The 24,745-nt window shown below is 28.6% G+C and carries 26 protein-coding genes; 25 read left to right on the forward strand and 1 reads right to left on the reverse strand.

The window, feature by feature from the left end; translation table 11 throughout:
* The first annotated feature begins 16 nt into the window (after positions 1-16).
* The gene (locus tag FYJ27_RS09200) at positions 17-820 is read left to right on the forward strand and encodes a patatin-like phospholipase family protein (RefSeq protein WP_154484556.1); all 804 of its coding nucleotides are present in this window, start codon (positions 17-19) and stop codon (positions 818-820) included.
* Here the strand turns inward: FYJ27_RS09200 and FYJ27_RS09205 are convergent.
* Positions 810-2,072 (reverse strand): nucleotidyltransferase, encoded by a 1,263-nt coding sequence (locus FYJ27_RS09205; protein ID WP_154484557.1) that lies wholly within the window; start codon positions 2,070-2,072, stop codon positions 810-812. The two genes, FYJ27_RS09200 and FYJ27_RS09205, sit on opposite strands and share 11 nt — an antisense overlap.
* Positions 2,073-2,201: 129 nt before the next feature.
* On the opposite strand from FYJ27_RS09205, the gene FYJ27_RS09210 reads away from it, so the two are divergent.
* From FYJ27_RS09210 to topA, 24 genes are all read left to right on the forward strand, one after another.
* The gene (locus tag FYJ27_RS09210) at positions 2,202-3,392 is read left to right on the forward strand and encodes an acetate/propionate family kinase (protein ID WP_195839113.1); all 1,191 of its coding nucleotides are present in this window, start codon (positions 2,202-2,204) and stop codon (positions 3,390-3,392) included.
* A gap of 73 nt (positions 3,393-3,465) precedes the next feature.
* Positions 3,466-3,975, forward strand: a complete 510-nt coding sequence (locus FYJ27_RS09215; RefSeq protein WP_154484559.1) for a YceD family protein — start codon at positions 3,466-3,468, stop codon at positions 3,973-3,975.
* A gap of 24 nt (positions 3,976-3,999) precedes the next feature.
* On the forward strand, positions 4,000-4,179 hold the full coding sequence (gene rpmF, locus FYJ27_RS09220) for a 50S ribosomal protein L32 (RefSeq protein WP_154484560.1): 180 nt from the start codon (positions 4,000-4,002) through the stop codon (positions 4,177-4,179).
* 117 nt (positions 4,180-4,296) lie between these two features.
* Entirely contained in the window at positions 4,297-5,286 is a 990-nt protein-coding gene (plsX, locus tag FYJ27_RS09225) for a phosphate acyltransferase PlsX (protein WP_154484561.1), read from the forward strand.
* Between the two features lie 54 nt (positions 5,287-5,340).
* Complete coding sequence (acpP, locus tag FYJ27_RS09230) at positions 5,341-5,577, forward strand: acyl carrier protein (protein ID WP_154484562.1); 237 nt, start codon at positions 5,341-5,343, stop codon at positions 5,575-5,577.
* Between the two features lie 67 nt (positions 5,578-5,644).
* Positions 5,645-6,364, forward strand: a complete 720-nt coding sequence (gene rnc / locus FYJ27_RS09235) for a ribonuclease III (RefSeq protein ID WP_226807441.1) — start codon at positions 5,645-5,647, stop codon at positions 6,362-6,364.
* Complete coding sequence (locus tag FYJ27_RS09240; RefSeq protein WP_154484563.1) at positions 6,357-7,451, forward strand: elongator complex protein 3; 1,095 nt, start codon at positions 6,357-6,359, stop codon at positions 7,449-7,451. The genes rnc and FYJ27_RS09240 overlap by 8 nt, the downstream gene beginning before the upstream one ends.
* A gap of 50 nt (positions 7,452-7,501) precedes the next feature.
* On the forward strand, positions 7,502-11,080 hold the full coding sequence (smc, locus tag FYJ27_RS09245; protein WP_154484564.1) for a chromosome segregation protein SMC: 3,579 nt from the start codon (positions 7,502-7,504) through the stop codon (positions 11,078-11,080).
* A gap of 15 nt (positions 11,081-11,095) precedes the next feature.
* Positions 11,096-12,187, forward strand: coding sequence for a signal recognition particle-docking protein FtsY (gene ftsY / locus FYJ27_RS09250; RefSeq protein ID WP_154484565.1), 1,092 nt, complete (start codon positions 11,096-11,098; stop codon positions 12,185-12,187).
* Between the two features lie 87 nt (positions 12,188-12,274).
* A complete protein-coding gene (ylxM, locus tag FYJ27_RS09255; RefSeq protein ID WP_154484566.1) occupies positions 12,275-12,655 on the forward strand; it encodes a YlxM family DNA-binding protein in 381 nt (126 codons plus the stop codon).
* On the forward strand, positions 12,655-13,995 hold the full coding sequence (gene ffh / locus FYJ27_RS09260; protein WP_154484567.1) for a signal recognition particle protein: 1,341 nt from the start codon (positions 12,655-12,657) through the stop codon (positions 13,993-13,995). The genes ylxM and ffh overlap by 1 nt, the downstream gene beginning before the upstream one ends.
* Positions 13,996-14,029: 34 nt before the next feature.
* A complete protein-coding gene (gene rpsP, locus FYJ27_RS09265) occupies positions 14,030-14,302 on the forward strand; it encodes a 30S ribosomal protein S16 (RefSeq protein WP_154484568.1) in 273 nt (90 codons plus the stop codon).
* A gap of 20 nt (positions 14,303-14,322) precedes the next feature.
* The gene (locus FYJ27_RS09270) at positions 14,323-14,553 is read left to right on the forward strand and encodes a KH domain-containing protein (RefSeq protein WP_216383860.1); all 231 of its coding nucleotides are present in this window, start codon (positions 14,323-14,325) and stop codon (positions 14,551-14,553) included.
* A gap of 49 nt (positions 14,554-14,602) precedes the next feature.
* Positions 14,603-15,106 (forward strand): ribosome maturation factor RimM, encoded by a 504-nt coding sequence (gene rimM / locus FYJ27_RS09275; RefSeq protein WP_154484569.1) that lies wholly within the window; start codon positions 14,603-14,605, stop codon positions 15,104-15,106.
* Complete coding sequence (trmD, locus tag FYJ27_RS09280) at positions 15,103-15,837, forward strand: tRNA (guanosine(37)-N1)-methyltransferase TrmD (RefSeq protein ID WP_154484570.1); 735 nt, start codon at positions 15,103-15,105, stop codon at positions 15,835-15,837. Before rimM ends, trmD begins: the two co-directional genes overlap by 4 nt.
* A 106-nt stretch (positions 15,838-15,943) precedes the next feature.
* The gene (gene rplS, locus FYJ27_RS09285; RefSeq protein WP_154484571.1) at positions 15,944-16,291 is read left to right on the forward strand and encodes a 50S ribosomal protein L19; all 348 of its coding nucleotides are present in this window, start codon (positions 15,944-15,946) and stop codon (positions 16,289-16,291) included.
* Between the two features lie 54 nt (positions 16,292-16,345).
* A complete protein-coding gene (ylqF, locus tag FYJ27_RS09290; protein WP_154484572.1) occupies positions 16,346-17,188 on the forward strand; it encodes a ribosome biogenesis GTPase YlqF in 843 nt (280 codons plus the stop codon).
* Positions 17,189-17,208: 20 nt separating this feature from the next.
* Positions 17,209-17,817, forward strand: coding sequence for a ribonuclease HII (locus FYJ27_RS09295; protein WP_154484573.1), 609 nt, complete (start codon positions 17,209-17,211; stop codon positions 17,815-17,817).
* Positions 17,818-17,828: 11 nt separating this feature from the next.
* Complete coding sequence (locus tag FYJ27_RS09300; protein WP_154484574.1) at positions 17,829-19,190, forward strand: hypothetical protein; 1,362 nt, start codon at positions 17,829-17,831, stop codon at positions 19,188-19,190.
* Positions 19,191-19,193: 3 nt separating this feature from the next.
* A complete protein-coding gene (locus tag FYJ27_RS09305; RefSeq protein WP_154484575.1) occupies positions 19,194-19,481 on the forward strand; it encodes an EscU/YscU/HrcU family type III secretion system export apparatus switch protein in 288 nt (95 codons plus the stop codon).
* A complete protein-coding gene (locus FYJ27_RS09310; protein ID WP_154484576.1) occupies positions 19,474-19,827 on the forward strand; it encodes a YraN family protein in 354 nt (117 codons plus the stop codon). Before FYJ27_RS09305 ends, FYJ27_RS09310 begins: the two co-directional genes overlap by 8 nt.
* A 70-nt stretch (positions 19,828-19,897) precedes the next feature.
* Entirely contained in the window at positions 19,898-21,427 is a 1,530-nt protein-coding gene (locus tag FYJ27_RS09315; protein WP_154484577.1) for a YifB family Mg chelatase-like AAA ATPase, read from the forward strand.
* Positions 21,428-21,431: 4 nt separating this feature from the next.
* Entirely contained in the window at positions 21,432-22,526 is a 1,095-nt protein-coding gene (dprA, locus tag FYJ27_RS09320; RefSeq protein WP_154484578.1) for a DNA-processing protein DprA, read from the forward strand.
* A 29-nt stretch (positions 22,527-22,555) separates the two neighbouring features.
* Positions 22,556-24,643, forward strand: coding sequence for a type I DNA topoisomerase (gene topA / locus FYJ27_RS09325; protein ID WP_154484579.1), 2,088 nt, complete (start codon positions 22,556-22,558; stop codon positions 24,641-24,643).
* Positions 24,644-24,745: the final 102 nt, after the last annotated feature.

Here is a 24,745-nt window from a genome sequence, read left to right on the forward strand (position 1 = left end):
ATACGGGGGGATTTATATGACAGAGAAACCTAAAATAGGTATAGCATTAGGTTCAGGATCAGCTAGAGGATTTGCACATATAGGAGTTTTAAAAGCTTTAGAAGAAAACAATATATTTGTAGATATAGTCACTGGAAGCAGTGCTGGGGCGTTGGTTGGAGGACTATATTGTTCCGGTATAAAACCAGAAATGATTAAAAATTTAGCTATACAAATAGATAAAAAGTTATGGATGGATTTTACTGTTTCTAGAAGAGGAATTTTAAAAGGAGACAAAATTGAAGAAATACTTAAATTGATAACTGGAGAGAGAAATATTGAAGATTTAAATAAAAAGTTGGGCATTGTAGCTACAGATTTGCAAAAAGGTGAAGGAGTTATCTTTACTGAGGGACCGTTATATAGTGCAATTAGATCTAGCATATCTATTCCTGGTGTCTTTGAACCAGTAAATTATGATAACAAGGTTTTGGTAGATGGCGGTGTAGTTGATAGGGTACCTATATCTTTAACTAAGGATTTAGGGGCAGATATAGTTATAGCAGTAGATGTAGGATTTAGTGAATACGGAAATAGGATTTTTCACTTACTTGATATCATCCAACAATCTATAGATATAATGGCAAAGAAAATATTAGAAGCAGATAAAATATATGCAGATATTTTAATAGAACCACCTTTATCTCATATAGAGTCTTCCCAATTTGAATTGGTAGAGGAATGTGTGGAAATAGGTTATAAGACTGCATTAGAACATATGGATGAAATAAAAGGAAAAATAAAGTTCTGGGAAGATAAAAACTCAAGGATTAAAAATTAGTCCTTGAGTTTTTAATATATGGGGATTTTAAATAATCTAAGTTAGAAATTCTACTTTTTTCCTTTTGGAGCCCTAAAAAATATAAATCTGTACTTTTTTTATCATAATATATCATTTTATGAAGTTGAAGATTATTTTCTTTTTTATAATCTGCGAATTTATTTATTATTGAAATATTTGTATTTTGTTTAATTTTATTTAAAATATTCATTCCTTTATTATTCATTCCTAAGACCCTAATGTACTGTGGATAGGTGTTTTTTAGCTCAAGGAATATATCTTTATTGATTCCCATTAGTAAATGGATTAGTATTCTTTGTATACGGGTTTTAGGATATCTTTTTGTAATAGTATTATTTATAATTTGAGTTATATTATTGTATTTAAAGCCATAATTAATTAGTCTATTTTCTAATCCATCTTCTATATCCATAATTTTAGATAAACTATTTTTATCGATTGTTCTTAATAAATATAAAAGTATATGGGAGTAATTTTCCATTGTGTTGAAAGAATCATATTCATTTAGATATTGATTAATGTGATAGTAAGTAGCTTCAGGCAAATAGTTTTTTATTTCTTTTAAATCACCTTTTAAAATCTTATTCCTTATAGATGTTGCGCTAGAATATTTATTATTGAAAAGTGTTTCTTTATAATCACTTCCGACTCTTTTAATTGTAAAAGGTTTTATATCGCTATTAAGTATATAAAGAGCTTTTAAGTATTCAATAGCTAAGATGTTATTGGGAGATTTTAAAATATTTGTATAATTACATTTATTACGTCCATCTTTTTTTAAAAAACTTTCCAATGCTAAGCTTCTTGAAACTGAATAAGAATTCCCTTCATCCAAGTATTTTTTAAGCATTAATTTAAAATAATAAGGTTCTCTAGCAAAAATTTCAGCAATAAATTTCAGTATTTCTAATTCGCCTAATTCACTACCAAAAGAAATATAGTCAACAATATTTAAACTATCTAGAAGCTTTACTCCTCCATAAGCAAAGAGCTCGGCACTTTGGACTGAAAAAATTGAAGGAAGTTCTAGAACTAGATCTATACCGCTATCTATAGCTATTTTTGTTTTTGTCCATTTATCTATAAATGATGGTTCACCTCTTTGTACAAAGGAGCCACTCATTACAGCTATAGAAAAGTTACATCCTGTTATTTTCTTGGACTTTTCTAAATGATATAGATGGCCATAATGAAAAGGATTATATTCACTAATTATACCTAAAACTTTCATTTTATCCTCCTATATTAAAATATATGCTAAATTTAATTATAACATAAGTTTATACTAGTTGATTTTTTGATATAATTATAATACTATGTTTTATAGTGACAAACAATAGAATAACAGGAGGAATGTATGATGAACATATTAGTAATTAATTGTGGTAGTTCTTCACTAAAATATCAACTAATAGATATGGATGAAGAAAAAGTTTTAGCAAAAGGATTATCAGAAAGAATAGGTATCGAAGGATCAAAGATAAAGCATACAACTGCTGGAAAAGAAGAAGTTGTTATTGAAAAGCCTATGTCAGATCATAAGGAAGTATTAGAAATAGTATTAAAAACATTAGTGGATCCGGCACATGGTGCTATAAAATCTATGGACGAAATTAATGCAGTAGGTCACAGAGTAGTACATGGAGGAGAAAAATTTGCAAATTCAATAAAAATAGATGATGAAGTTATGGATGCTTTAAATGAATGTATTGATTTAGCTCCATTACATAATCCACCAAATATTATGGGAATTGAGGCATGTAAAGAATTAATGCCAGATACTCCAATGGTTGCTGTATTTGATACTGCATTCCATCAAACTATGCCAAAATCTAATTTTATTTATCCACTTCCATATGAATTATATGAGAAATATGGAATTAGAAAATATGGCTTCCATGGTACTTCACATAAATATGTGTCATCAAAAGCAGCAGAAATGTTAGACAAAGATATTAAGGACTTAAATATTGTAACTTGCCATCTAGGAAATGGAGCAAGTATTTGTGCAGTAGAAAAAGGAAAATCTATAGATACAAGTATGGGATTCACTCCACTAGCAGGATTAGCTATGGGAACACGTTCTGGAAACATTGATCCAGCTATAATTCCATTTTTAGTAGAAAAAGAAAACTTATCTATGGAAGAAGTAAATAATTTGCTTAACAAAGAATCTGGAGTACTTGGAATCTCTGGAGTAAGCAGTGACTTTAGAGATATTGAACAAGCAGCTGAAAAGGGAAATGAAAGAGCAGAACTTGCATTAGATGTTTTTGTAAATAAGGTTAAGAAATATATTGGTGCATATACAGTACTAATGGGTGAAGTAGATGCTATAGTATTTACAGCAGGTATTGGAGAAAACTCTGTTGAAATTAGAGAAATGGTTTGTGAAGGATTAGAGAATTTAGGTATAGAATTAGATAAAGAAAAGAATAATGTAAGAGGAAAAGAAGCTTTAGTTAGCAAAGATACATCTAAAGTTAAAGTATTGGTTATACCAACAAATGAAGAATTAATGATAGCAAAAGATACTCAAGAGCTAGCTTAATTGTAATATATTTCTTGACAAAAGTATTCCACCTTTATATAATAAAACTTGTTAGATTTAAGAGGTGAAGTAAATGAAGGTTAATCTAGCTAGTCTTCTTGATGAAACTTTAAATGATATTCCTTTTACTGAAATATTAGAATTAGAAAGCTTAGATATTGGTGAAAGGAATATAGCTTTTACAGAGCCAGTTAAAATGTCTGGACATATTTATAAAATGGAAGGCACTAATTATTTAACTGCAGATATTTCTTTTAAGTATGTTGAGAACTGTGACAGGTGCTTAAAAGAATTTATACAAACTATAAATACGGTTTTGTCAGGAGAATTAAGAGAAAAATCAGAAGGAGTTTCTGATTTTGATGAAAAAGATGAAGAAATAATCTATTATGAAGGAAATGAATTAAATTTAAAACAGCCAATAATTAACACAATAATAATATCTTTACCTATGAAATCATTATGTACAGAAGATTGTAAAGGATTATGTCCTAAATGTGGTAAAGATCTCAATGAAGGTCAATGTGATTGTGTAATAGAAGATATAGATCCGAGATTGGCAAAATTAAAGGATTTTTTTTGAGTAGCAGATAAGGAGGTGGATTTAATGGCAGTACCAAAGAGAAAAACTTCTAAGAGTAGAAGAGATAAAAGAAGAGCTTCAGCATATAGATTATCAAAATCAACTTTTGTTGAATGTCCACAATGTCATGAGTTAAAATTACCTCATAGAGTATGTAAATCATGCGGATATTATAAGAATAGAGAAGTTATAGAAGTAGAGTAAATATAAAAAAGATAGTGAGAGTAGTCACTATCTTTTTTATATTTTTATTGCATTTTTATTTTAAGTAATATATATTTAATATCAGTATGATAATTACTATGTTTTAGGAGGATAAAAATGAAAATCATTGTAGATGCTATGGGAGGAGACAATAGTATTGAAGCAACGGTTAATGGAAGTATAGAAGCAGTAAGAGAATCTGATTTAGAAATTGTACTTATAGGAAAAAAGGATTTAATTGAAAAGGAATTGAATAAAAGTAACTATGATGGAGATAGAATCGAAGTTATTCATACTGAGGAAGTAATTACAAATAATGATAGTCCTACATTAGCTATAAGAAGAAAAAAAGATTCCTCTATGGTAGTAGGGTTTAATAAATTGAATGAAGGCTATGGAGAAGCATTTATTTCAACTGGAAATACGGGGTCTCTTTTAGCTGGTGGATTATTTCTTATTAAGAGAATAAAGGGGATAGATAGAGCTGCTATTTCAAGTCTTTATCCTACTAGAAATGGTATGACTTTACTTTTAGATATGGGAGCTAATGTAGATTGTAAGCCTGAATATTTGAAACAGTTTGCTATAATGGGTTCAACCTATAGTGAAAAAGTTTTAGGAATAAGTTCACCTACAGTAGGATTGGTGAATGTGGGAACAGAAAAAGAAAAAGGTAATATGCTAGTAAAAGAATCTTATGAACTATTATCAAATTCTGATATTAATTTCTATGGTAATATTGAAGCAAGAGATATACCAGAAGGAATTGTAGATGTAATGGTTTGTGATGGATTTGTAGGAAATGTTATACTAAAGTTAACTGAAGGAATAGCTAATTTATTTTTCTCTACTTTAAAAGAAGAATTTACAAAGAAAGCATCATCAAAATTTGCAGCTCTTATGTTAAAACCTCAACTTAAGTCTTTTAAAGAAAGATTCGATTATAGAGAATATGGTGGAGCTCCATTATTAGGAATTAAAAAGCCAGTTATAAAAGCACATGGAAGCTCAGATGCATTTGCTATTAAAAATGCCATAAAACAAGCTAAAATATTTACAGAAAAAAAAGTAATTGATAAAATTGAAGAAAATATAAATAAATATTAAAGACTAAAACGATAAACTATTATATACTCTAATGTATAGGAGGAGGTGTAACAAATGATTTTTGATAAGTTAAAAGTAATGATATCTGAACAATTAGACGTAGAAGAAGATGATATTACTATGGATACTTCCTTTCAAGATGATTTAAATGCAGATTCTTTAGACTTGGTGGAATTAATAATGTCTATTGAAGACGAATTTGAACTAGAAGTTGAGGATGAGGAAGTAGAAAATATTCAAACAGTAAGAGATGCTGTTGAATATATTCAAGCACAAACAGATTTAGATTAATTTGATATGCAGGTCTCGGATTTAACTCGAGACCTTAGAAACATTCTTATTTTTGGAGGTATATTGTGTGAAAAAAAATAATAGGGAAAAAGCAATGTGTCAGCTACAAAATGAATTAAATTTCATATTTAAAGATATAACCCTATTAAATGGAGCTTTGACTCATAGTTCTTATGCTAATGAACATAGAAAGACTAACATGATTCACAATGAACGATTAGAATTTTTAGGAGATTCCGTTTTAAATCTTGCAGTCAGCGATTACATATATAAAAAATATCCTTATTATCCAGAAGGCAATCTAACAAAAATACGAGCAACTGTAGTTTGTGAATCTGCACTAGCTTTAATTGCTAAAAAAATCAAATTAGGGGATTATTTATTATTAGGTAAAGGAGAAGAAGCAACTGGAGGTAGAAATAGGGATTCAATATTAGCTGATGCATTGGAAGCTTTAATTGGGGCAATGTATCTAGATAAAGGATTTAGGGATGTTCAAAGATTTGTTATAAGGCTATTAGAAAAGGAAATTATAGAAGCTTCAAAAAAAGGAGAACTGTTTATAGATTATAAAACTAAATTGCAGGAAACTTTACAAAGGAATAGAAAAGCAAGTATAGAATATAAAATAGTAAAAGAAGAAGGACCAGATCATGATAAAAAATTTCATATATTAGCTTTAATAGATAAAGAAGAATTTGGAAGGGGTTATGGCAGAAGTAAAAAAGAAGCAGAACAAAGGGCAGCAAAAGAAGTTTTAATTAGAATGGGTGTTAAAGATGAATAAAAAATATTATATAATTCCTATATTTGTACCCCATCTTGGATGTCCACATGATTGTGTTTTTTGTAATCAAAGGAGAATTACTGGATTGAGTACAGATATGACTAGAGAAAAAGCTGACAATATAATAAAAGAACATTTAAAAACTATTCCATCATATAACAAGGGACTTGAAATTGCTTTTTATGGAGGTAGTTTTACTGCTATTTCAGTAGATATGCAAAGAGAGCTTTTAGGTGTAGCATACTATTATAAAAAGCAAGGAATAGTAGATAGGATAAGGTTATCCACTAGACCAGATTATATAGATGAAAGAGAACTTCTTCTTTTAAAGGAATATGGAGTAGATATTATAGAGTTAGGGGTTCAGTCTTTAGATGAAGAAGTTCTATTTCTTAGTGGCAGAGGTCATAAAAGTGAAGATGTTTACAAATCCTCTAATCTTATAAAACAATTTGGCTTTCAATTAGGTCTCCAAATGATGATTGGACTTCCAGGGGATACTAAAGAGAAAAGTTTATATACTGCCAAAGAAATAATTAAAATGAATCCTATTTGTACTAGAATTTATCCTACATTAGTAGTGAAGGAAACTTTTTTAGAGAATATGTATTTAAACAATAAATATGAACCTTTATTATTGCAGGATGCAGTAGATATCTCAACAGATTTATTAATGCTTTTCCAATATAATAAGATAAATGTTATAAGAGTAGGATTGCAACCTACTGACAATATTACTTTAGGTAAAGATGTAATAGCAGGACCATTTCACTCAGCTTTTAGACAATTAGTAGAATCTAATATTTATAAAATGGTTTTAAATGAATATTTCTCTGAAAAAGACCTTAAAGATAAAAATGAACTTACAATTAGCATAAATCCTAAAGAAATTTCAAATCTAGTAGGTCAAAATTCAGTAAATACAAAATGGATTAAGAATAATTTTGGAATTAGTAAAGTAAGAATCCATGGAGAAAATATTCCTTCTGGAATATTTTATATCAAAACCCGTGAATTTTGTGATAAAATTAAAAAAGATGAAATCATTGAAAAATATTTAATTGGGAATAAGTTAATAGGTAACTAAAGGTTTCCGTTTTGGAAACCTTTTTAGATAAAACGTAAGAGGTGTTTATATTGTATTTAAAAAGACTACATATACAAGGTTTTAAATCTTTTGCGGATAAGACAAAAATAGAATTTAAAAAAGGAATTACAGGAATAGTAGGGCCTAATGGAAGTGGCAAAAGCAATGTCTCAGATGCTATTAGATGGGTATTAGGAGAGCAAAGTATTAAAACTTTACGTGGTAACAAAATGGAAGATGTAATTTTTTCAGGAACTGATAAAAGGAAGCCCTTAGGATATGCTGAGGTAACTATAGTATTTGATAATAAAGATGGGACAATACCTATAGAATATTCTGAAGTATCAGTAACCAGAAGAATGTTTAGATCAGGAGAAAGTGAATATTATATAAATAAAAATGCTTGTAGACTTAAAGATATAAAGGAATTATTTATGGATACAGGAGTAGGAAAAGATGGTTACTCTATCATTGGTCAAGGTAGAGTAGATGAAATATTAAGTACAAAATCAGAAGATAGAAGGCATATATTTGAAGAAGCAGCTGGCATAGTTAAATATAAAACTAGAAAAGAAGAATCAGAAAAAAAGCTTCAAAAGACTGAGGAAAATCTAGTTAGGATAAATGATATTGTATTTGAGTTGGAAAGACAAGTTAATCCTTTAGAAAATCAGGCAGTTAAAGCTAGAAGTTACTTAGAAATAGCTCAAAGGCTCAAAAAACTGGAAGTTAATTTCTATATAAGAGAAATAGATAGATTAAAAGAAGAGCTTATATCTATTGAAAAAGAAAGAAAAAAAACAAATAATAATATAGAAGAAAACTTAAATATAAAAGAAACAATAGAAACAAAATATTTTTCTATAAAAAACAAAATAGAGAATATAAATAATTCTATTGAAAAGCTTCAAGAGGAAAAATATTCTATTCAAAATAACATAGAAAAAAAAGATAATGAATTTGCAATATGTAATGAGAAAGAAAAGTTTTATTTAGAAGAAAGAGATCGTTTGAATAGAGAAAAAGAAAGTTTTTTAAAAGAAAAAGAAAAACTTCTAATTGAAAAAGAAGAGATGGAAAAGGAATTAGATAGAAAAAATATTATGCTTACTGAATTAAGAGATGATTATTTTAAAGAAACAAAATTCTTAGAAGAGATAATCGACGAAATAAAATTAAAAGAAAAAAACATACAGGAAAAAAAAGATAGTATTATTAAGATATATAATTTAATATCCGATAAAAAGAATAAAATTAATAGCTTAGAGACTTTTAAGCAAAATATAAGAAGTAGATTGACAGAGCTTGAGAAAGAGATAGATATATTAAAAAATGAAAAAATGGAAAAAACGTCTCTAGTAGATGGTCTTTATATAGAATTAGAATCAATTAAGAGATCATTAAATTCTTGTAAGAATAAAAAAAATGAAGACTTAGAAAATAAAAAGGAAATAGAAAATAAATATAATATTTTATTAAAAGAAATTGATGGAAAAAGAGGATTATTACAAGGTAAAATTTCTAATTATAATCTGTTAAAAAATATGGAAGAAGATTATGAAGGATATTATAAAAGTGTAAGAAATCTTTTATTAGCTTCAAAAAAAGATCCTAAATTAAGCACTGGTATTATAGGAGTAGTAGGAGAGCTTATTAAAGTTGATGAAAAGTATGAGAAAGCTATTGAAATCACACTAGGTTCAAGTATTCAAAATGTATTAACTAATACTGAGGAAGATGCTAAAGAAGCTATACAATATCTTAAAAACAATAAATTAGGTAGGGTTACTTTTTTACCACTAACTTCAATAAAAGGTAGGAAGTTTAGTATTAATATAAAAGAAATAGAGGATGAAGGCGCTATTGGGATAGCTTCTCAATTAGTTAAATTTGATGAAAGGTATAGAAATGTTTTTGATTACCTCTTAGGAAGGACTTTAATAGTGGAAGATATAGATTCTGCAATGAAAATAGCTAGAAAATATAATCATTCTATTAGAATAGTAACTTTAGCAGGGGAACTTTTTAATCCTGGAGGCTCTATTACAGGTGGAAGTATGTCTAAAAGCTCTACAAACATCTTAAATAGAAAGACTAGAATTGATGAACTAATAAAAGAAATAAAAGATTTAAAAGAAGAACTAGTATTGTATGAGAGGAAAAAAGACAAGCTAGATACAAGTTTAAATAATTTAGAAAAATCTATTGAAGAAGGAGATAAAAAAGCTCAAAGTTTAAATATTCAAATAATAAAAATAGAAAATGAAATTACTAAGCTAACCCAATATAATGAGAAAAATGATGCATATATACTTAAGTATAATGATGAAATAAATAAATTGAAAGAGGAAGAAAAAGATATTAATCTTCAGGTAAATAATTTAAATTTAGAACTAATAAATCTTAATAAAGACAAAGATCTAATAGATGAAACTATAAGTAAAGGTATGGAAAAGTTTCAATCTGAAAAAGATATAAAAGAAGAAGCAGATAGGAAAGTAACAGATTTTAAGATAGAAATAAATTCTTTAGAAAAGAGTATAAGTTTTTTAAAAAATGGAATTGAAAATACAGGTAAAAACTATGAGAATGTATTAAATAATATTACTAATAGAGAAAAAGATTATGAAAAAAATCTCATAAAAATGGAAGAGCTAAAAAATATAAAGGGAAAAATTAAAAAAGAAACTGATGATTTAAATTTATCATTAAGTAGTTGTTCTACAAAATTGGACGAATTAAAAAAAGAAAAAGAAAAATCTATGGAAAGCTTTATTTTAGAAGAAAGAAAACTAAAAGAAATAGAGAAAAATATAAATGTTTTTGAAAAAGAGGTTAATCGTTTAGATATTAATTATACAAAATACAGTGTTAAAATTGAAAGTAATATGTCTAGACTTTTGGAAGATTATGAAATGGATTATGAAGAAGCTCTAAACTATAAGATGGACATTATAGACATGGATAAAGCACAGAAAGAAATTAAGAAATTAAAAAATGATATAAAAAATTTGGGTACAGTTAATTTAGGAGCTGTTGAAGAATATAAGAAGCTTAAGGAGAGGCTAGATTTTATACAAGTTCAAAAAAAAGATTTACTTTCTGCTAAAGATGGATTGAAGAAAGTTATTAAAGACATAGAAAAAGAAATGGAACAAAGGTTCATGAAAAATTTTAATGTAATTAAACAAAATTTTAATCAGGTATTTAGAGAGTTATTTGGTGGAGGAAAGGCTGATGTGTATTTAATTGATGAAGGAAATTCACTTTCTAGTGGAATTGAAATAATGGCACAACCTCCAGGTAAAAAACTGCAAAGTCTCTCATTATTATCGGGAGGGGAAAAATCTTTAACTGCTGTAGCTTTATTATTTGCAATATTGAAAACTAAACCTACACCATTTTGTATTCTTGATGAAATAGATGCGGCATTAGATGAAGCCAATATTTCAAGATATACTAACTATTTAAAAAGTTTTTCAGATAAAACCCAGTTTATAATGATAACCCATAGGAAAGGCTCTATGGAAATGGCAGATGTTTTATATGGTATAACAATGGAAGAAGAAGGAATAAGTAGAATGGTTTCAATAAAACTATCAGATAAAGATTCAGAAAAAGCAAGTTAGATAAGGAGGAATACAATGTTTAAGTTTTTTAAAAAAAACAAAAAAAAAGAGGATGAAAATGTAAAAGAAGATATACAAAAAGAAGAAATTAAAGAAGAGAAGGAGTATGAAGAAATCTTAGAAGAAAAAGAGCTAGATAAATTAGATGAATCTAAAAACGGTTTAGAAGTCGAAGAAAAAAAAGAAGATTTTTTCACAAAACTTAAAAAAGGATTATCTAAGACCCGTCAAGGGGTTACAGATAAGATAGATAGTATACTTAGATCATATGGAAAAATAGATGATGATTTATTTGATGAATTGGAAGAAGTTCTTATTACTGCTGATGTAGGAGTTAATACTACTATGGAAATAATAGATAATCTTAAAAATCAAGTAAAAGAACAGAAAATTAAAGAATCAAATGATATTAGGAAACTTTTAAAAGAAGAAATAGAGGGAACTTTAAAAAAGGTAGAAGATTCAAAAACAGATAGAAAGTTAAATATAGAGCCATCTCCAGCCATAATTTTAGTAGTAGGAGTTAATGGAGCTGGTAAAACTACAACTATTGGAAAAATGGCTTGGAATTTAAAACAAGAAGGTAAGAAAGTATTAATAGCTGCAGGAGATACCTTTAGAGCAGCTGCTATTGAACAGCTGGAAGAATGGGCTAATAGGGCTGATGTAGATTTAGTAGCGCATAAAGAAGGGGCAGATCCAGCAGCAGTTATATATGATGGAATACAAGCAGCAAAAGCTAGAAAATCTGACGTTCTGATATGTGATACTGCAGGAAGACTCCATAACAAAAAGAATCTAATGAACGAGTTAAATAAAATTTTTAGAGTAGTAGAAAGAGAATATCCAGAAGCTAGTAAAGAAGTTTTATTAGTTGTAGATGCTACTACTGGACAAAATGCTATTTTACAAGCTAAAGTTTTTAAAGAGGCTTGTGATATTACAGGAGTTGTTCTTACTAAGCTTGATGGTACAGCAAAAGGCGGGGTAGTTATAGCTCTCCAATCAGAGTTAAATGTACCAGTAAAATTAATAGGGGTTGGTGAAGGGATAGATGATCTTCAACCTTTTGATACAAAAAGTTTTATAGAGGCTTTGATTGGATAAAAAAGTATTGACAAAATAGAATAAGTATAATAAGATAATACTGTCAAGTTTCAAACTTGACAGTATTATCTTATTGTGGTGATTAAAATGGTAGACAAAATTGTTGAAGTAGGTATCTTGTTTGATTTTTATGGAAAGCTTTTAAGTAAAAGTCAATACTTAGCAATAGAATTTTATTATATATATGATTTATCTTTAGGAGAAATTGGAGAAGAGCTTGGTATAAGTAGACAAGGAGTTTATGATACATTAAAGAGAGCAGAAAATAGATTATATAGTTATGAAGAAAAATTAGGATTGGTTAAAAAGTTTTCCTTTACTAAAGAAAAAGTTAAAGATATATTGAAATATTCCCATGACATTGAAAAAGAGGCAGAAGAACTAGGGCTTAATAAGACTACAGAAAATGTTAAAAAAATAAAAGGGATTGCCTTAGAAATATTAGAAAGTGACCAGGAGGTTATATAATGGTATTTGAAAGTTTATCTGAAAAACTTCAAAATGCTCTGGGAAAATTAAAAGGCAGAGGAAAGTTGACAGAAAAAGATGTAGACTTAGCTATGAGAGAAGTAAAGTTGGCACTTCTAGAAGCTGATGTAAACTTTAAAGTTGTAAAAAAGTTCATAAAAGATGTTAAACAAAGAGCAATTGGTTCAGAAGTTATGGAGAGTTTGACTCCAGGACAGCAAGTAGTCAAGATTGTTAACGAAGAATTAACTAGTTTAATGGGTGAAAAAGAAAGTAAGTTAGAATTTTCTCCTACGCCTCCAACTATAGTACTTATGTGTGGTCTTCAAGGAGCAGGAAAGACTACTACTGCAGGGAAGCTTGCTAATCTTTTAAAAAAGCAAAATAAAAGACCACTATTAGTAGCTTGTGACGTCTATAGACCAGCAGCCATTAAACAATTACAAGTTGTAGGTGAAAAAGTTGATGTTCCAGTATTTTCAATGGGAGATAAAAATGATCCTGTTGATATTGCTAAAGCAGCAGTTGAACATGGAAAGAGAAATGGAAATGATTTAATAATAATAGATACTGCAGGTAGACTCCATATAGATGAGAACTTAATGGATGAACTAGAAGGAATAAAAAATGGAGTAAATCCTAATGAGATACTTCTTGTTGTAGACTCAATGACGGGGCAGGATGCTGTTACAGTAGCAGAGACATTTAACGGTAGATTAGGTATCACTGGAGTAGTATTAACTAAACTAGATGGAGATGCACGTGGCGGAGCAGCATTATCTATTAGGTCTGTTACAGGAAAACCTATAAAATATGTAGGTATGGGAGAAAAACTAGATGAACTAAGAGCCTTCCATCCAGATAGGATGGCTTCAAGAATACTTGGCATGGGTGACGTGTTAAGCTTAATTGAAAAAGCAGAAGAATCTTTTGATGCTAAAAAAGCTATGGAATTAGAAAAGAAAATTCGTAGTCAACAATTTACTTTTGATGATTTTCTAGATCAATTAGATCAAATGAAGAATTTAGGGCCCTTAGATCAAATATTAGGTATGATACCTGGAGTTAATTCTAAGCAATTAAAAAACTTAAATGTAGATGAAAAAGAGATTGTGAAAATAGAAGCTATTATTAAATCAATGACAAAAGAAGAAAGAAATGATCCTTCTATAATAAATAGCAGTAGAAGGAAGAGGATAGCTCAAGGTAGTGGAACTTCTGTACCAGAAGTAAATAGGCTGTTAAAACAATTTAAAGAGACTAAGAAGATGATGAAAAGATTTACTGATATGGAAAAAACCATGAAGAAAAAAGGAAAATTTGGACTTCCCTTTTTCTAACAATAGATATTTTTAATTTAAAGGAGGTGAAAAAATGGCAGTTAAAATTAGATTAAAAAGAATGGGTGCAAAGAAAAACCCTTTTTATAGAATTGTAGTTGCTGATTCTCGTTCTCCAAGAAATGGAAGATTCATAGAAGAAATAGGATACTACAATCCTTTAGCAGAGCCTAAAACTGTAAAAGTTGATGATGAGAAGGCTGTTAAGTGGCTAACTAATGGTGCAAAACCTACAGATACAGTTGAGAGACTTTTCAAAGAAAATGGAATTTATGACAAGTGGAATGAAAGCAAAGAACAACAATAATTCCTTAGGGGGTGAAAGTTGTGGGAGAGTTAGTTGAGATGATTGCAAAAGCTCTTGTAGATAATCCTGAAGAAGTAGAGGTTAATGAAGTAGAAGGAACTCAATCTGTAATTATCGAGCTTAAAGTAGCTCAAGATGATATGGGAAAGATAATAGGTAAACAAGGTAGGATAGCTAAAGCTATTAGAACAGTAGTGAAGGCAGCTGCTATTAAAGAAAATAAGAGAGTGGTTGTGGAAATTATTCAGTAAGGGATTAGCTTTCTAATCCCTTTTTTACTACCAGTTGGCAGGTGAAAATATGGATTATATTCAAGTAGGAAAAATTATAAATACCCAGGGGATTAAAGGAGAAGTAAAAATTCATCCACTTACAGATGATATCTCTAGATTTGATGAACTTGAAAAAGTTTATATAGGTGAAGAAAAAGTATTAGTTTATATTGAGAAAAATTGGTCTAAAAAAGAATTTGTAATATTGAAATTTGTAGGATACGATGATATAAATGAGGTACTAAAATTCAAGAATGAGTACTTATATATTGAAGAAAAAGATAAAATTAAACTTGAAGAAGATTCTTATTTTATATTTGATATTGTAGGGTGTAATGTGCTAGATATTAATGGCAATAAAATAGGAATTGTGACTCAAGTTATAACCAATACAGGTAATGATATATATATTATAAAAAGTGAAGATAATAGCAAAAATTATTTAGTTCCAGCAGTAAAACAGTTTATCAAAAAAGTAGATATTGAAAATAAAGAAATAATTATTGAGCCTATTGAAGGATTGATAGAATGAAGATAGATATTTTAACTTTATTTCCTGAGATTTTTCATACTATATTTAATTGGAGCATAATAGGTAGAGCAGTAGAAAAAGAACTTGTTCGACTTAATTGTATAAATATAAGAGATTTTTCTGAAGATAAACATAAAAGGGTAGATGATTATCCTTTTGGTGGAGGACCAGGTATGGTTATGAAACCAGAACCAATTGCTAAGGCCATAGAGAGTGTTAAAGAAAGTGAATCTAAGGTTATATATTTATCTCCAAAGGGAAAAGTATATAACCAGAAGATGGCTAATAAATTGGCTAGAGAAAAACATCTTATATTATTGTCTGGACATTATGAAGGAATAGATAATAGGATAGTTGAACACTATATAGATGAAGAAATTTCCATTGGGGATTATGTTTTAACTGGTGGTGAAATTCCATCATTAGTATTATTAGATTCTATAATAAGACTAATTCCAGGAGTATTAGGAAGCGAGGATTCATTTATAGAAGATTCCCATTATAATGGACTTTTAGAACATCCTCAATATACTAGGCCTAGGGATTTTAATGGATATATGGTTCCTTCAGTTCTTCTATCTGGAAATCATAAGGAAATTGAAAAGTGGAGATTATACGAGTCTTTGAAGATAACATATTTAAATAGAAGAGATTTACTGAAGAAAAAGGATTTAACTGATGAAGAAAAAGATATGTTAAAAGAGGTTTATAAGGAATTAGAAATCAAATAAATATTGTATTTTAAATATACTTATGCTATAATACACAAGGTATGGTATAACGGACGGTCCTCTATCTATAGGATACGAACGTCTAGGGAGAAGGGAGGTTTATACTATGGATATTATAAAAATGATTGAAGATGAGCAATTAAAAAAGGATATTCCTCAATTTAATGTAGGTGATACTGTTCAAGTACATTATAAAGTTAAAGAAGGTTCTCGTGAAAGAATTCAAGTATTTGAAGGTACTGTTTTGAAAAGACAAGGCGGTGGAGTAAGAGAAACTTTCACAGTTAGAAGAATTTCCTATGGTGTTGGAGTAGAAAGAACATTTCCTCTACACTCTCCAAGAATTGAAAAACTTATTGTTACAAGAAAAGGTAAAGTAAGAAGATCTAAGTTGTATTATTTAAGAGAAAGACAAGGTAAATCTGCTAGAGTTAAAGAAAAATCATATTACTAAAATATTGGGGCTTATTGAGTCCCAATATTTATTTATTCTTAGGTTGGTGATATTATGAATATAAACTGGTATCCTGGACATATGAAAAAAACAAAAGAGACAATAAAAAATAGCTTACCACTTGTAGACATTGTATATGAAGTTCTTGATGCTAGAATACCTATGAGTAGTAAAAATCCAGATATTGACAATATAATTGGTAACAAACCAAGACTGATTATATTAAATAAAGCTGATTTAAGTAATGAAGAATATAATAAGAAATGGGAGGAGTTTTTTTATTCAAAAAAAATACCTACTGTTTTTGTGAATTCTTTAAATGCTACTGGATTAAATCAAATAATTAAAAAAACAAATATTCTTATTAAAGATAAAATGAATAGATTACAAAAAAAAGGTGTAAAAAATAGGCCGGTTAGAGCCATGATACTAGGTATACCTAATGTAGGTAAATCTACTTTAATAAATAGCTTATCAGGGAAAAAAGGCGCTAAGACTGGCAATAAGCCGGGAGTTACTAAAGGGAATCAATGGATAAAAATAAAAGGGAACTTAGAACTTTTAGATACTCCAGGAATATTATGGCCTAAATTAGAAGACAAAGATTCAGCTTTAAACTTGGCTTTTACTGGGGCAATAAAAGATGAATTGTTAGATATAGAAAATTTAGCTTTCCAATTACTTGAGAGACTTATAAAAATTTATCCTGAATTGGTTAAAACACGATATAATATAGAATTAGAAAACTATTCAACTTATGAAGTAATGGAACAAATTGCTAGAAATAGAGGCTGCATATTAAAAGGTGGAGAAATTGATTTTACTAGGGCAAGTAACACTATAGTTGATGATTTTAGGAAAGGAAAGATAGGAAAAATAACATTAGAATTACCCTAGCTTTTATCTGGAGGGATTATATGTTAGAAATTGAAAATGAAATAAGATCTAAGGGGTATAAATATATTGCTTGTATAGATGAGGTAGGAAGAGGTTGCTTAGCAGGAGATGTAGTTGCATGTGCCATAATAATGCCTAAGGATCTAATTATTGAAGGTGTAAAAGATTCTAAAAAATTAACACCTAGAAAGAGAGAAAAACTATATGGTGAAATATTAGAAAGTTCTTTAGCGTTAGGATTTGGACAAGTAGATTCTAAAACTATAGATAAGATTAATATTAAAGAAAGTACTAGATTAGCTATGAAGAAGGCAGTATTAAATTTAAAAGATAGAGACGGAAATTCAATAAGTCCTGATTTCATATTAATTGATGCAGAAGAGATATATTTAGATATTCCACAGAAGGGCATTATAAAGGGAGATGCTAGATCTCATGGAATAGCTTGTGCTTCTATCATGGCTAAAGTTTTCAGAGACAGACAATGTGAAGAAATATGGGGGAAAAAATATAGTGGATATTTAATTGAGAAAAACAAAGGTTACGGAACTAAAGAGCATCGAGAAGCTATAAAAAAATTAGGTCCTTCTCCAATCCACAGATTGACTTTTTTGAAGAACATTATTTAGGAGGAAAAAGTATGAAAATTTATGACTCTTTTCCACTAAAGAACTTTCTTATGGATATGAATAACTCTAAAATCAAAGAAGGAGACATAATCACTGGAGAAATACTAGATATGTCGGAAGAAACAATATTATTAGATCTGGAAAATGTGGGAAAAGTAAAGGGTAAAAATGAGTTTGATATTGATTATCCAAAGTTTAAAAAAATAAGTTTTTTAGTTAAATCTATTTCTAATGGAAAATTAGAATTGGCCCCTATTTCAGACATTAAAGATCCAAAATTAAGCTTAGAAAAGTTTGAAAATAAAAAAATTACTGATAAAATATTTAATGAGTATAATATTTCACAAGATGAAATATCGGAAGAATTTATAGAAAGTTTGTTGGAGTATAATGTACCTATAAATAAGGAAAATATTATAAAGGGACTTAAAACTATAGGTAAAATAGAAGAGATTTTAGGAAAAGCAAATGAAGAAAAAATAATATTATTTAATAATATTAATGATCCTATAAAAGAAGAGATAAGAAACTTTTTAATTGTTAACAAAGAAGAATATCCTGAAAAGGAAGACTTAAATTATATATATGACCATATTAAAGACATGCTTCCAGAAGAAAAAATGTCTAGTTGGTGTATAAAATCTATTGCGTTTATTTTAAAAAATGATATGAAGATTTCAATAAATAATCTAGAAAAGTTTTTTTTAATATTAGAAGGCAAGGAAATCATTTCAAAAGATGATGTAGATCATCTTTTGGGTTTTTTAGATAAAGAAGATGGCTATGAAAAATATAGTTTGAGTTTTAAGGATAGAAGTCTTCTCACTTTTACAGGAAAAGATAGTCAATATATTAAAAACTATTATGATGAATTGAATGAAAAAATAGATGAGATAAATAATAAAATTAAAAATGGTATTTCAAAAGTAGATAAAAACACAAAAGAGACTTTTGAGAAACTAAGCGATAGCTTAGATTTTTTAAATAATATAAATAAAGATATGGCATTTATTTATGTACCAATAACAATTAAAAATCAAGAAAACAAAGGGGCTATATCTATATTAAAAAAAAGAAAAGAAAACTTTAATAAAGGTGATAAGATAAGTATATTTATTAATTTAGATATGAGCCATTTAAATAGAGTAAAGATATATTGTGAGTTTAAAGCAGAATTGGTAAGTATTAGTTTTGATCTAACGAAAGAAAATGTTTCTTTATTTAAAAAGAATGAAACAATGTTAGAAAATATTATAGAAGAAAATGGGTATAAACTAAATAATATAAATTATATAGAAGATAAAGAGATGAATTTTTTAGACACATTAGTAGATAATAAGAATCCTTATTATTATTTGGATGTGAGAGTGTAGAATATGAAAAAAAACAATAATAAAAAAGGAAAGAAAGCTATTGCATTAAAATATTCGAAAGATGATACAGCACCAATTATAACTGCAAAAGGGAAAGGGTATGTTGCAGAAAATATAATTAAAAAAGGAAAAGAAGAAAAAATAGAAATATATGAAGATAAAGAACTTTTGAATGATCTTATGAAAATAGAAATTGGACAAGAAATTCCTCCTGAACTTTATGATGTTGTAGCTCAGATAATTACTTATGTTTATTATTTAGATAAGAAAAAAGGTGATTTAGATGAGTAATCATATAGATAGAGGGAAAATTGGAGAGAGCATAGCAGTTAACTTTTTAATAGGCAAAGATTATTACATATTAGAGAGAAACTTTAGGAGTAAAACGGGAGAAATTGATATTATTGCTTTAAAAGGAGATATGCTAATCTTTGTAGAAGTAAAAACTAGGACTAGTATTGACTATGGATATGCTTATGAAGCTGTAAATAGAAAGAAACAAAGAAGAATTATGAATACTGCCTTTTATTATATTAAATTTAATAGAATGAAAGGTTATCAATTAAGATTTGACATTATAGAGGTTTATTTGGGTAAAATTAAAAAAATAAATCATTATGAAAATGCTTTTGTATAGTAGGGGGAAATAGGTCTTAAAAGGCCTATAAAATAAAGAATATTTAAATAAGTCAGAAAAGGGGTTAACAATGTATTCAAAAGTTAAAACATGTGTACTGCAAGGCTTAAACGGATTTGTAGTTGAGGTTGAGACGGATATATCTAAGGGCCTTCCAGTTTTCAATATAGTGGGTCTTCCTGATATATCTATAAAAGAATCTAAAGAGAGAGTTAGAACATCTATAAAAAATAGTGGATATGAGTTTCCTTTAAATAGAATTACTATTAATTTAGCTCCTGCAAATATAAAAAAAGAAGGTTCTCAAATTGATCTAGCCATAGCTGTAGGGATATTATCGGCTATGGGTATAGTTGTTGAATGCAATTTTTCTAATATTGCCTTTATTGGTGAACTGGCTTTAGATGGCAAAGTCAATAAAATTGAAGGCGCATTGCCTATGGTTATATCTTTAAGAGAAAAGGGAATAAAAAGTATAGTAGTACCTTATGAAAATAAAGATGAATGTGGAATAATAGATGATATAAACATTATTCCCGTTAAAAATTTAAATCAATTAATAAGTTTTTTAAAGGGTAATAGGAAGATAAAAAGTTATAGACGGGATATAAGTAAATTACTTAAAATTGAAGAAAAATCAGAAGAAGATTTTGCCGATATAAAAGGGCAAGAAGGATTGAAACGAGCATTGGAAGTTGCTGCTTCAGGTTTTCATAATATAATTATTATAGGTTCTCCAGGCTCAGGAAAGACTATGTCGGCAAGAAGACTTCCTACTATACTTCCAGATCTTACATTTGAAGAATCTATAGAGACAACTAAAATATATAGTGTGGCAGGATTATTAAATAAAAATTCATTAATAAATAAACGTCCTTTCAGATCACCCCATCATACTGCTTCTTCGTCATCTTTAATTGGTGGAGGAAGAATTCCTAAACCGGGAGAAGTTTCATTAGCTCATAATGGTGTTTTATTTTTGGATGAGCTTCCCGAATTTAAAAAGAATGTATTGGAAGCTTTAAGACAACCTATTGAAGATGGTAATGTAACAATATCTAGAGTTAATGCAACCTTAAATTATCCATCAAAATTTATGTTAGTAGCTAGTATGAATCCATGTCCATGTGGATATTTAGGGGATCCACATCATGAATGTACATGTACTATAAATAGTATTGATAAATATTTAGGAAAAATAAGTCAACCTTTGTTAGACAGGATAGATATACATATAGAAGTTATGCCAGTAGAGTACAATGATTTAAGTAGAAATACAAAAACAGAATCTTCCCAAGATATAAAAAAGAGAGTTAATAAAGCAAGAGAAATTCAGCTAAAAAGATATTTTAATGAAGATATTTTTTCTAATGGCCAATTAACTGCTAAAGGGGTGAAAAATTATTGTAAATTAGATAATAAAGCTGAAAAAATTATGAAACAAGCTTTTAAAAAATTTAAATTTAGTGCAAGAAGCTATAATAAAATATTAAAAGTTGGAAGAACTATTGCAGACTTAGATGGAGAAGAAATCATTAGAGAAAAACATATATTAGAAGCTATTCAATATAGAAGTTTAGATAAAAAATATTGGGGGTAGAAAGATGAGTGGCTTCAGTAATAAAGAAACACTTATTTGGTTAAATAAAATAAGAGTTAGTAATATAGCTACAAATAAGCTATTAGAGTATTTTGAAAACATATCAGATATATGGAAGATATCTAATGAAGAAATTTTAAATATAGGATGTATAAGAAAAAGTGTTAGGCAAAAGATTATTTCTAATAGACAGGAATCTATATTAGAAAATGCTTTAGAAGAAATAGAAAAAAACAGTATAAATGTTATGACTGTACTTGATGAAGATTATCCAGATAGGTTAAGATATATTTATGACAACCCTACAGTTTTATATTATAAAGGATATTTTTCAGAAGTTGACAAACTATCCCTAGGTATAGTAGGCTCTAGAAAGGCGACTTCCTATGGAAAATGGGCTAGTGAAAAAATTTCTAGCGAGTTAGCAGAGCTAGGAATAACAGTAGTAAGTGGAATGGCTAGAGGTATAGATACTGAAGCTCATAAAGGTGCTTTAAAAGGAAAAGGAAGAACAATTGCTATATTAGGTAGTGGATTAGATATCGTATATCCTAAAAACAATAGGAAATTATATGATAAGATATGTGAGTGTGGAGCAGTAGTATCAGAATTTCCCATAGGAACAGAACCTTTTCCAGCCAATTTTCCCCAAAGGAATAGGATAATTAGTGGTTTGTCTTTAGGAATATTGGTTATAGAGGCTACAGAAAAAAGCGGTTCCTTAATAACTGTAGAGCATGCTATAGAGCAAGGCAAAGAGGTATTCGCTCTTCCAGGAAATATAAATAGTATTTTTAGTAGAGGTACTAATTGTTTAATAAAAGATGGAGCAAAAATAGTTATGGATATAGAAGACATCTTAGAGGAGATAAATGAATTTAATCATATAATTACTAAACAAGAGGAAGAAGTTGATTATTCTCAACTAAGTTCTATGGAAATAAAGATAGTAGAATGCATAAAGAAAGAACCTATTCATTGTGATAATATAGTTTATATGACAGGACTAGACATATCAACTGTAAACAGTACATTAACTATACTGGAGCTAAAAGGCATAGTAAAAGAGCTTCCAGGTAGAGTATATGTATTGTCTTGATATATAATTAATAGATGGAGGTGTATACATTGCAAAAAAATCTAGTCATAGTTGAATCACCTGCAAAAGCAAAAACTATTGGGAAATTTTTAGGAAAGAATTATAAGGTAAAGGCGTCTGTTGGACATGTGAGGGATTTGCCTAAAAGTACCTTAGGCATAGATATTGAAAATAATTTTAAACCCAAGTATATAACTATTAGGGGTAAAGGACCAGTTATAAAGGAGTTAAAAAGTGAAGCTAAAAAGGTAGATAAAATATATCTTGCAACTGACCCTGATAGGGAGGGGGAAGCTATATCATGGCATTTATCTCATATTTTAGGGTTAGATGAGGAGGATCCTGTAAGAATAGAGTTTAATGAAATAACTAAAGAAGCGGTTTCCGGAGCTATTAAAAATCCTAGGCCTATTAATAGAGATTTAGTAGATGCCCAGCAAGCAAGGAGAGTATTAGATAGGCTGGTTGGTTATAAAATAAGTCCATTATTATGGAGAAAGATAAGAAAAGGTTTAAGTGCAGGTAGAGTACAATCTGTAGCTGTTAAGCTAGTATGTGATAGAGAAAAGGAAATAGAAGAATTTGTACCAGAAGAATATTGGAGTATTAAAGGAATATTTGAAAAAAACAAGAAAGATTTTGAAGCAAGTTTCTATGGTGAATTAAAAGATAATAAGGAAGTTAAGAAAGATTTAAAGTCTAAAAAAGAGGTAGAGGAAGTACTTGAAAGTTTAGAGAATGAAAAATATTTTATTCATGAAGTAAAAAGAGGTACAAAAAGACGTAATCCATATTCTCCATATACAACAAGTACTTTACAACAGGATGCATCAAAAAGATTAAGATTTTCTGCAAAAAAGACTATGGTTATAGCACAACAATTATATGAAGGAATAGATATAAAAGGAGAAGGAACTGTTGGACTTATAACTTATATAAGAACTGATTCTACTAGAATTTCTAAAGAAGCTATAAAAGAGACAAATGATTTTATAATTGAAAATTATGGGAAGGACTACTCCTCTAATGGAAAAAAAGCCAGAAAAAAGAAAAGTGGAGATATACAAGATGCTCATGAAGCAATTAGAGCTACATCTGTTAGTAGAAAACCGGAAGATATAAAAGAATCTTTAAGTGCTGATCAATATAAATTATATAAACTTATATGGGAAAGATTTGTAGCAAGCCAAATGAGTGCTGCAGTATACGAAACTTTATCTATTAAAATAAAATCGGGAAATTATATTTTTAGGGCTTCTGGTTCTAAATTAAAATTTGATGGTTTTATGAGAATATATAATGCATATGAGAGTGAAAATAATATAGAGCTCCCAAATTTTAAAGAAGGAGAAGAAGTAAAACTCAAGAAGCTGAATCCTAATCAGCATTTTACACAGCCACCTGCTAGATATACTGAAGCAACATTAATTAAAATTTTAGAAGAACTGGGGATAGGAAGACCAAGTACTTATTCACCAACTATATCAACAATTCTAAATAGAGAATATGTAGTCTTGGAGAATAGAAGCTTTAAACCAACAGAATTAGGACTTTTGGTTACAGATTTATTAGAAGATTATTTTAAAAATATAATAAATGAAGAATTTACTGCTGATATGGAAGAAAGATTAGATGAAGTAGCAGATGGAAAATTACCTTGGAAGAAAGTTATAGAGGATTTTTATTCTGAATTTCATGAAGTTTTAGAGGTAGCAGAAAAAGAAATTGAAAAGATTGAAATAAAAGATGAAGTAACAGATGTTATTTGTGAAAAATGTGGAAAAAATATGGTGGTCAAGTATGGAAGGTATGGAAAATTTCTAGCCTGTCCTGGCTATCCTGAATGTAAAAACACAAAACCTTTTTTAGAAGAATTGAATGTAAACTGTCCTCGTTGTGATGGGAAAGTAGTTGAAAGAAGGACTAAGAAGGGAAGAAAATTTTATGGATGTAGCAACTATCCTAAGTGTAATTTTATGTCTTGGGATAAACCCATTGACGAAAAATGTCCAGAGTGTGGAGATATCCTTGTTAAGAGAGTAAATAAGACTAGTACTACTATAAAATGTATGAACAAATCTTGTGGTTATAAGAAAGTAGAGAAAGATATTAAATAAAATAGTCTGTACATTTATATAAAATTATGGTAGCTTATTATATATACACACAATTTAAACAAGGAAAAATATTCTGAAAACTATAAATTTAATCTTGAATTT

Source organism: Anaerosalibacter bizertensis (genome assembly GCF_009696605.1).
Lineage (GTDB): Bacteria > Bacillota > Clostridia > Tissierellales > Sporanaerobacteraceae > Anaerosalibacter > Anaerosalibacter bizertensis.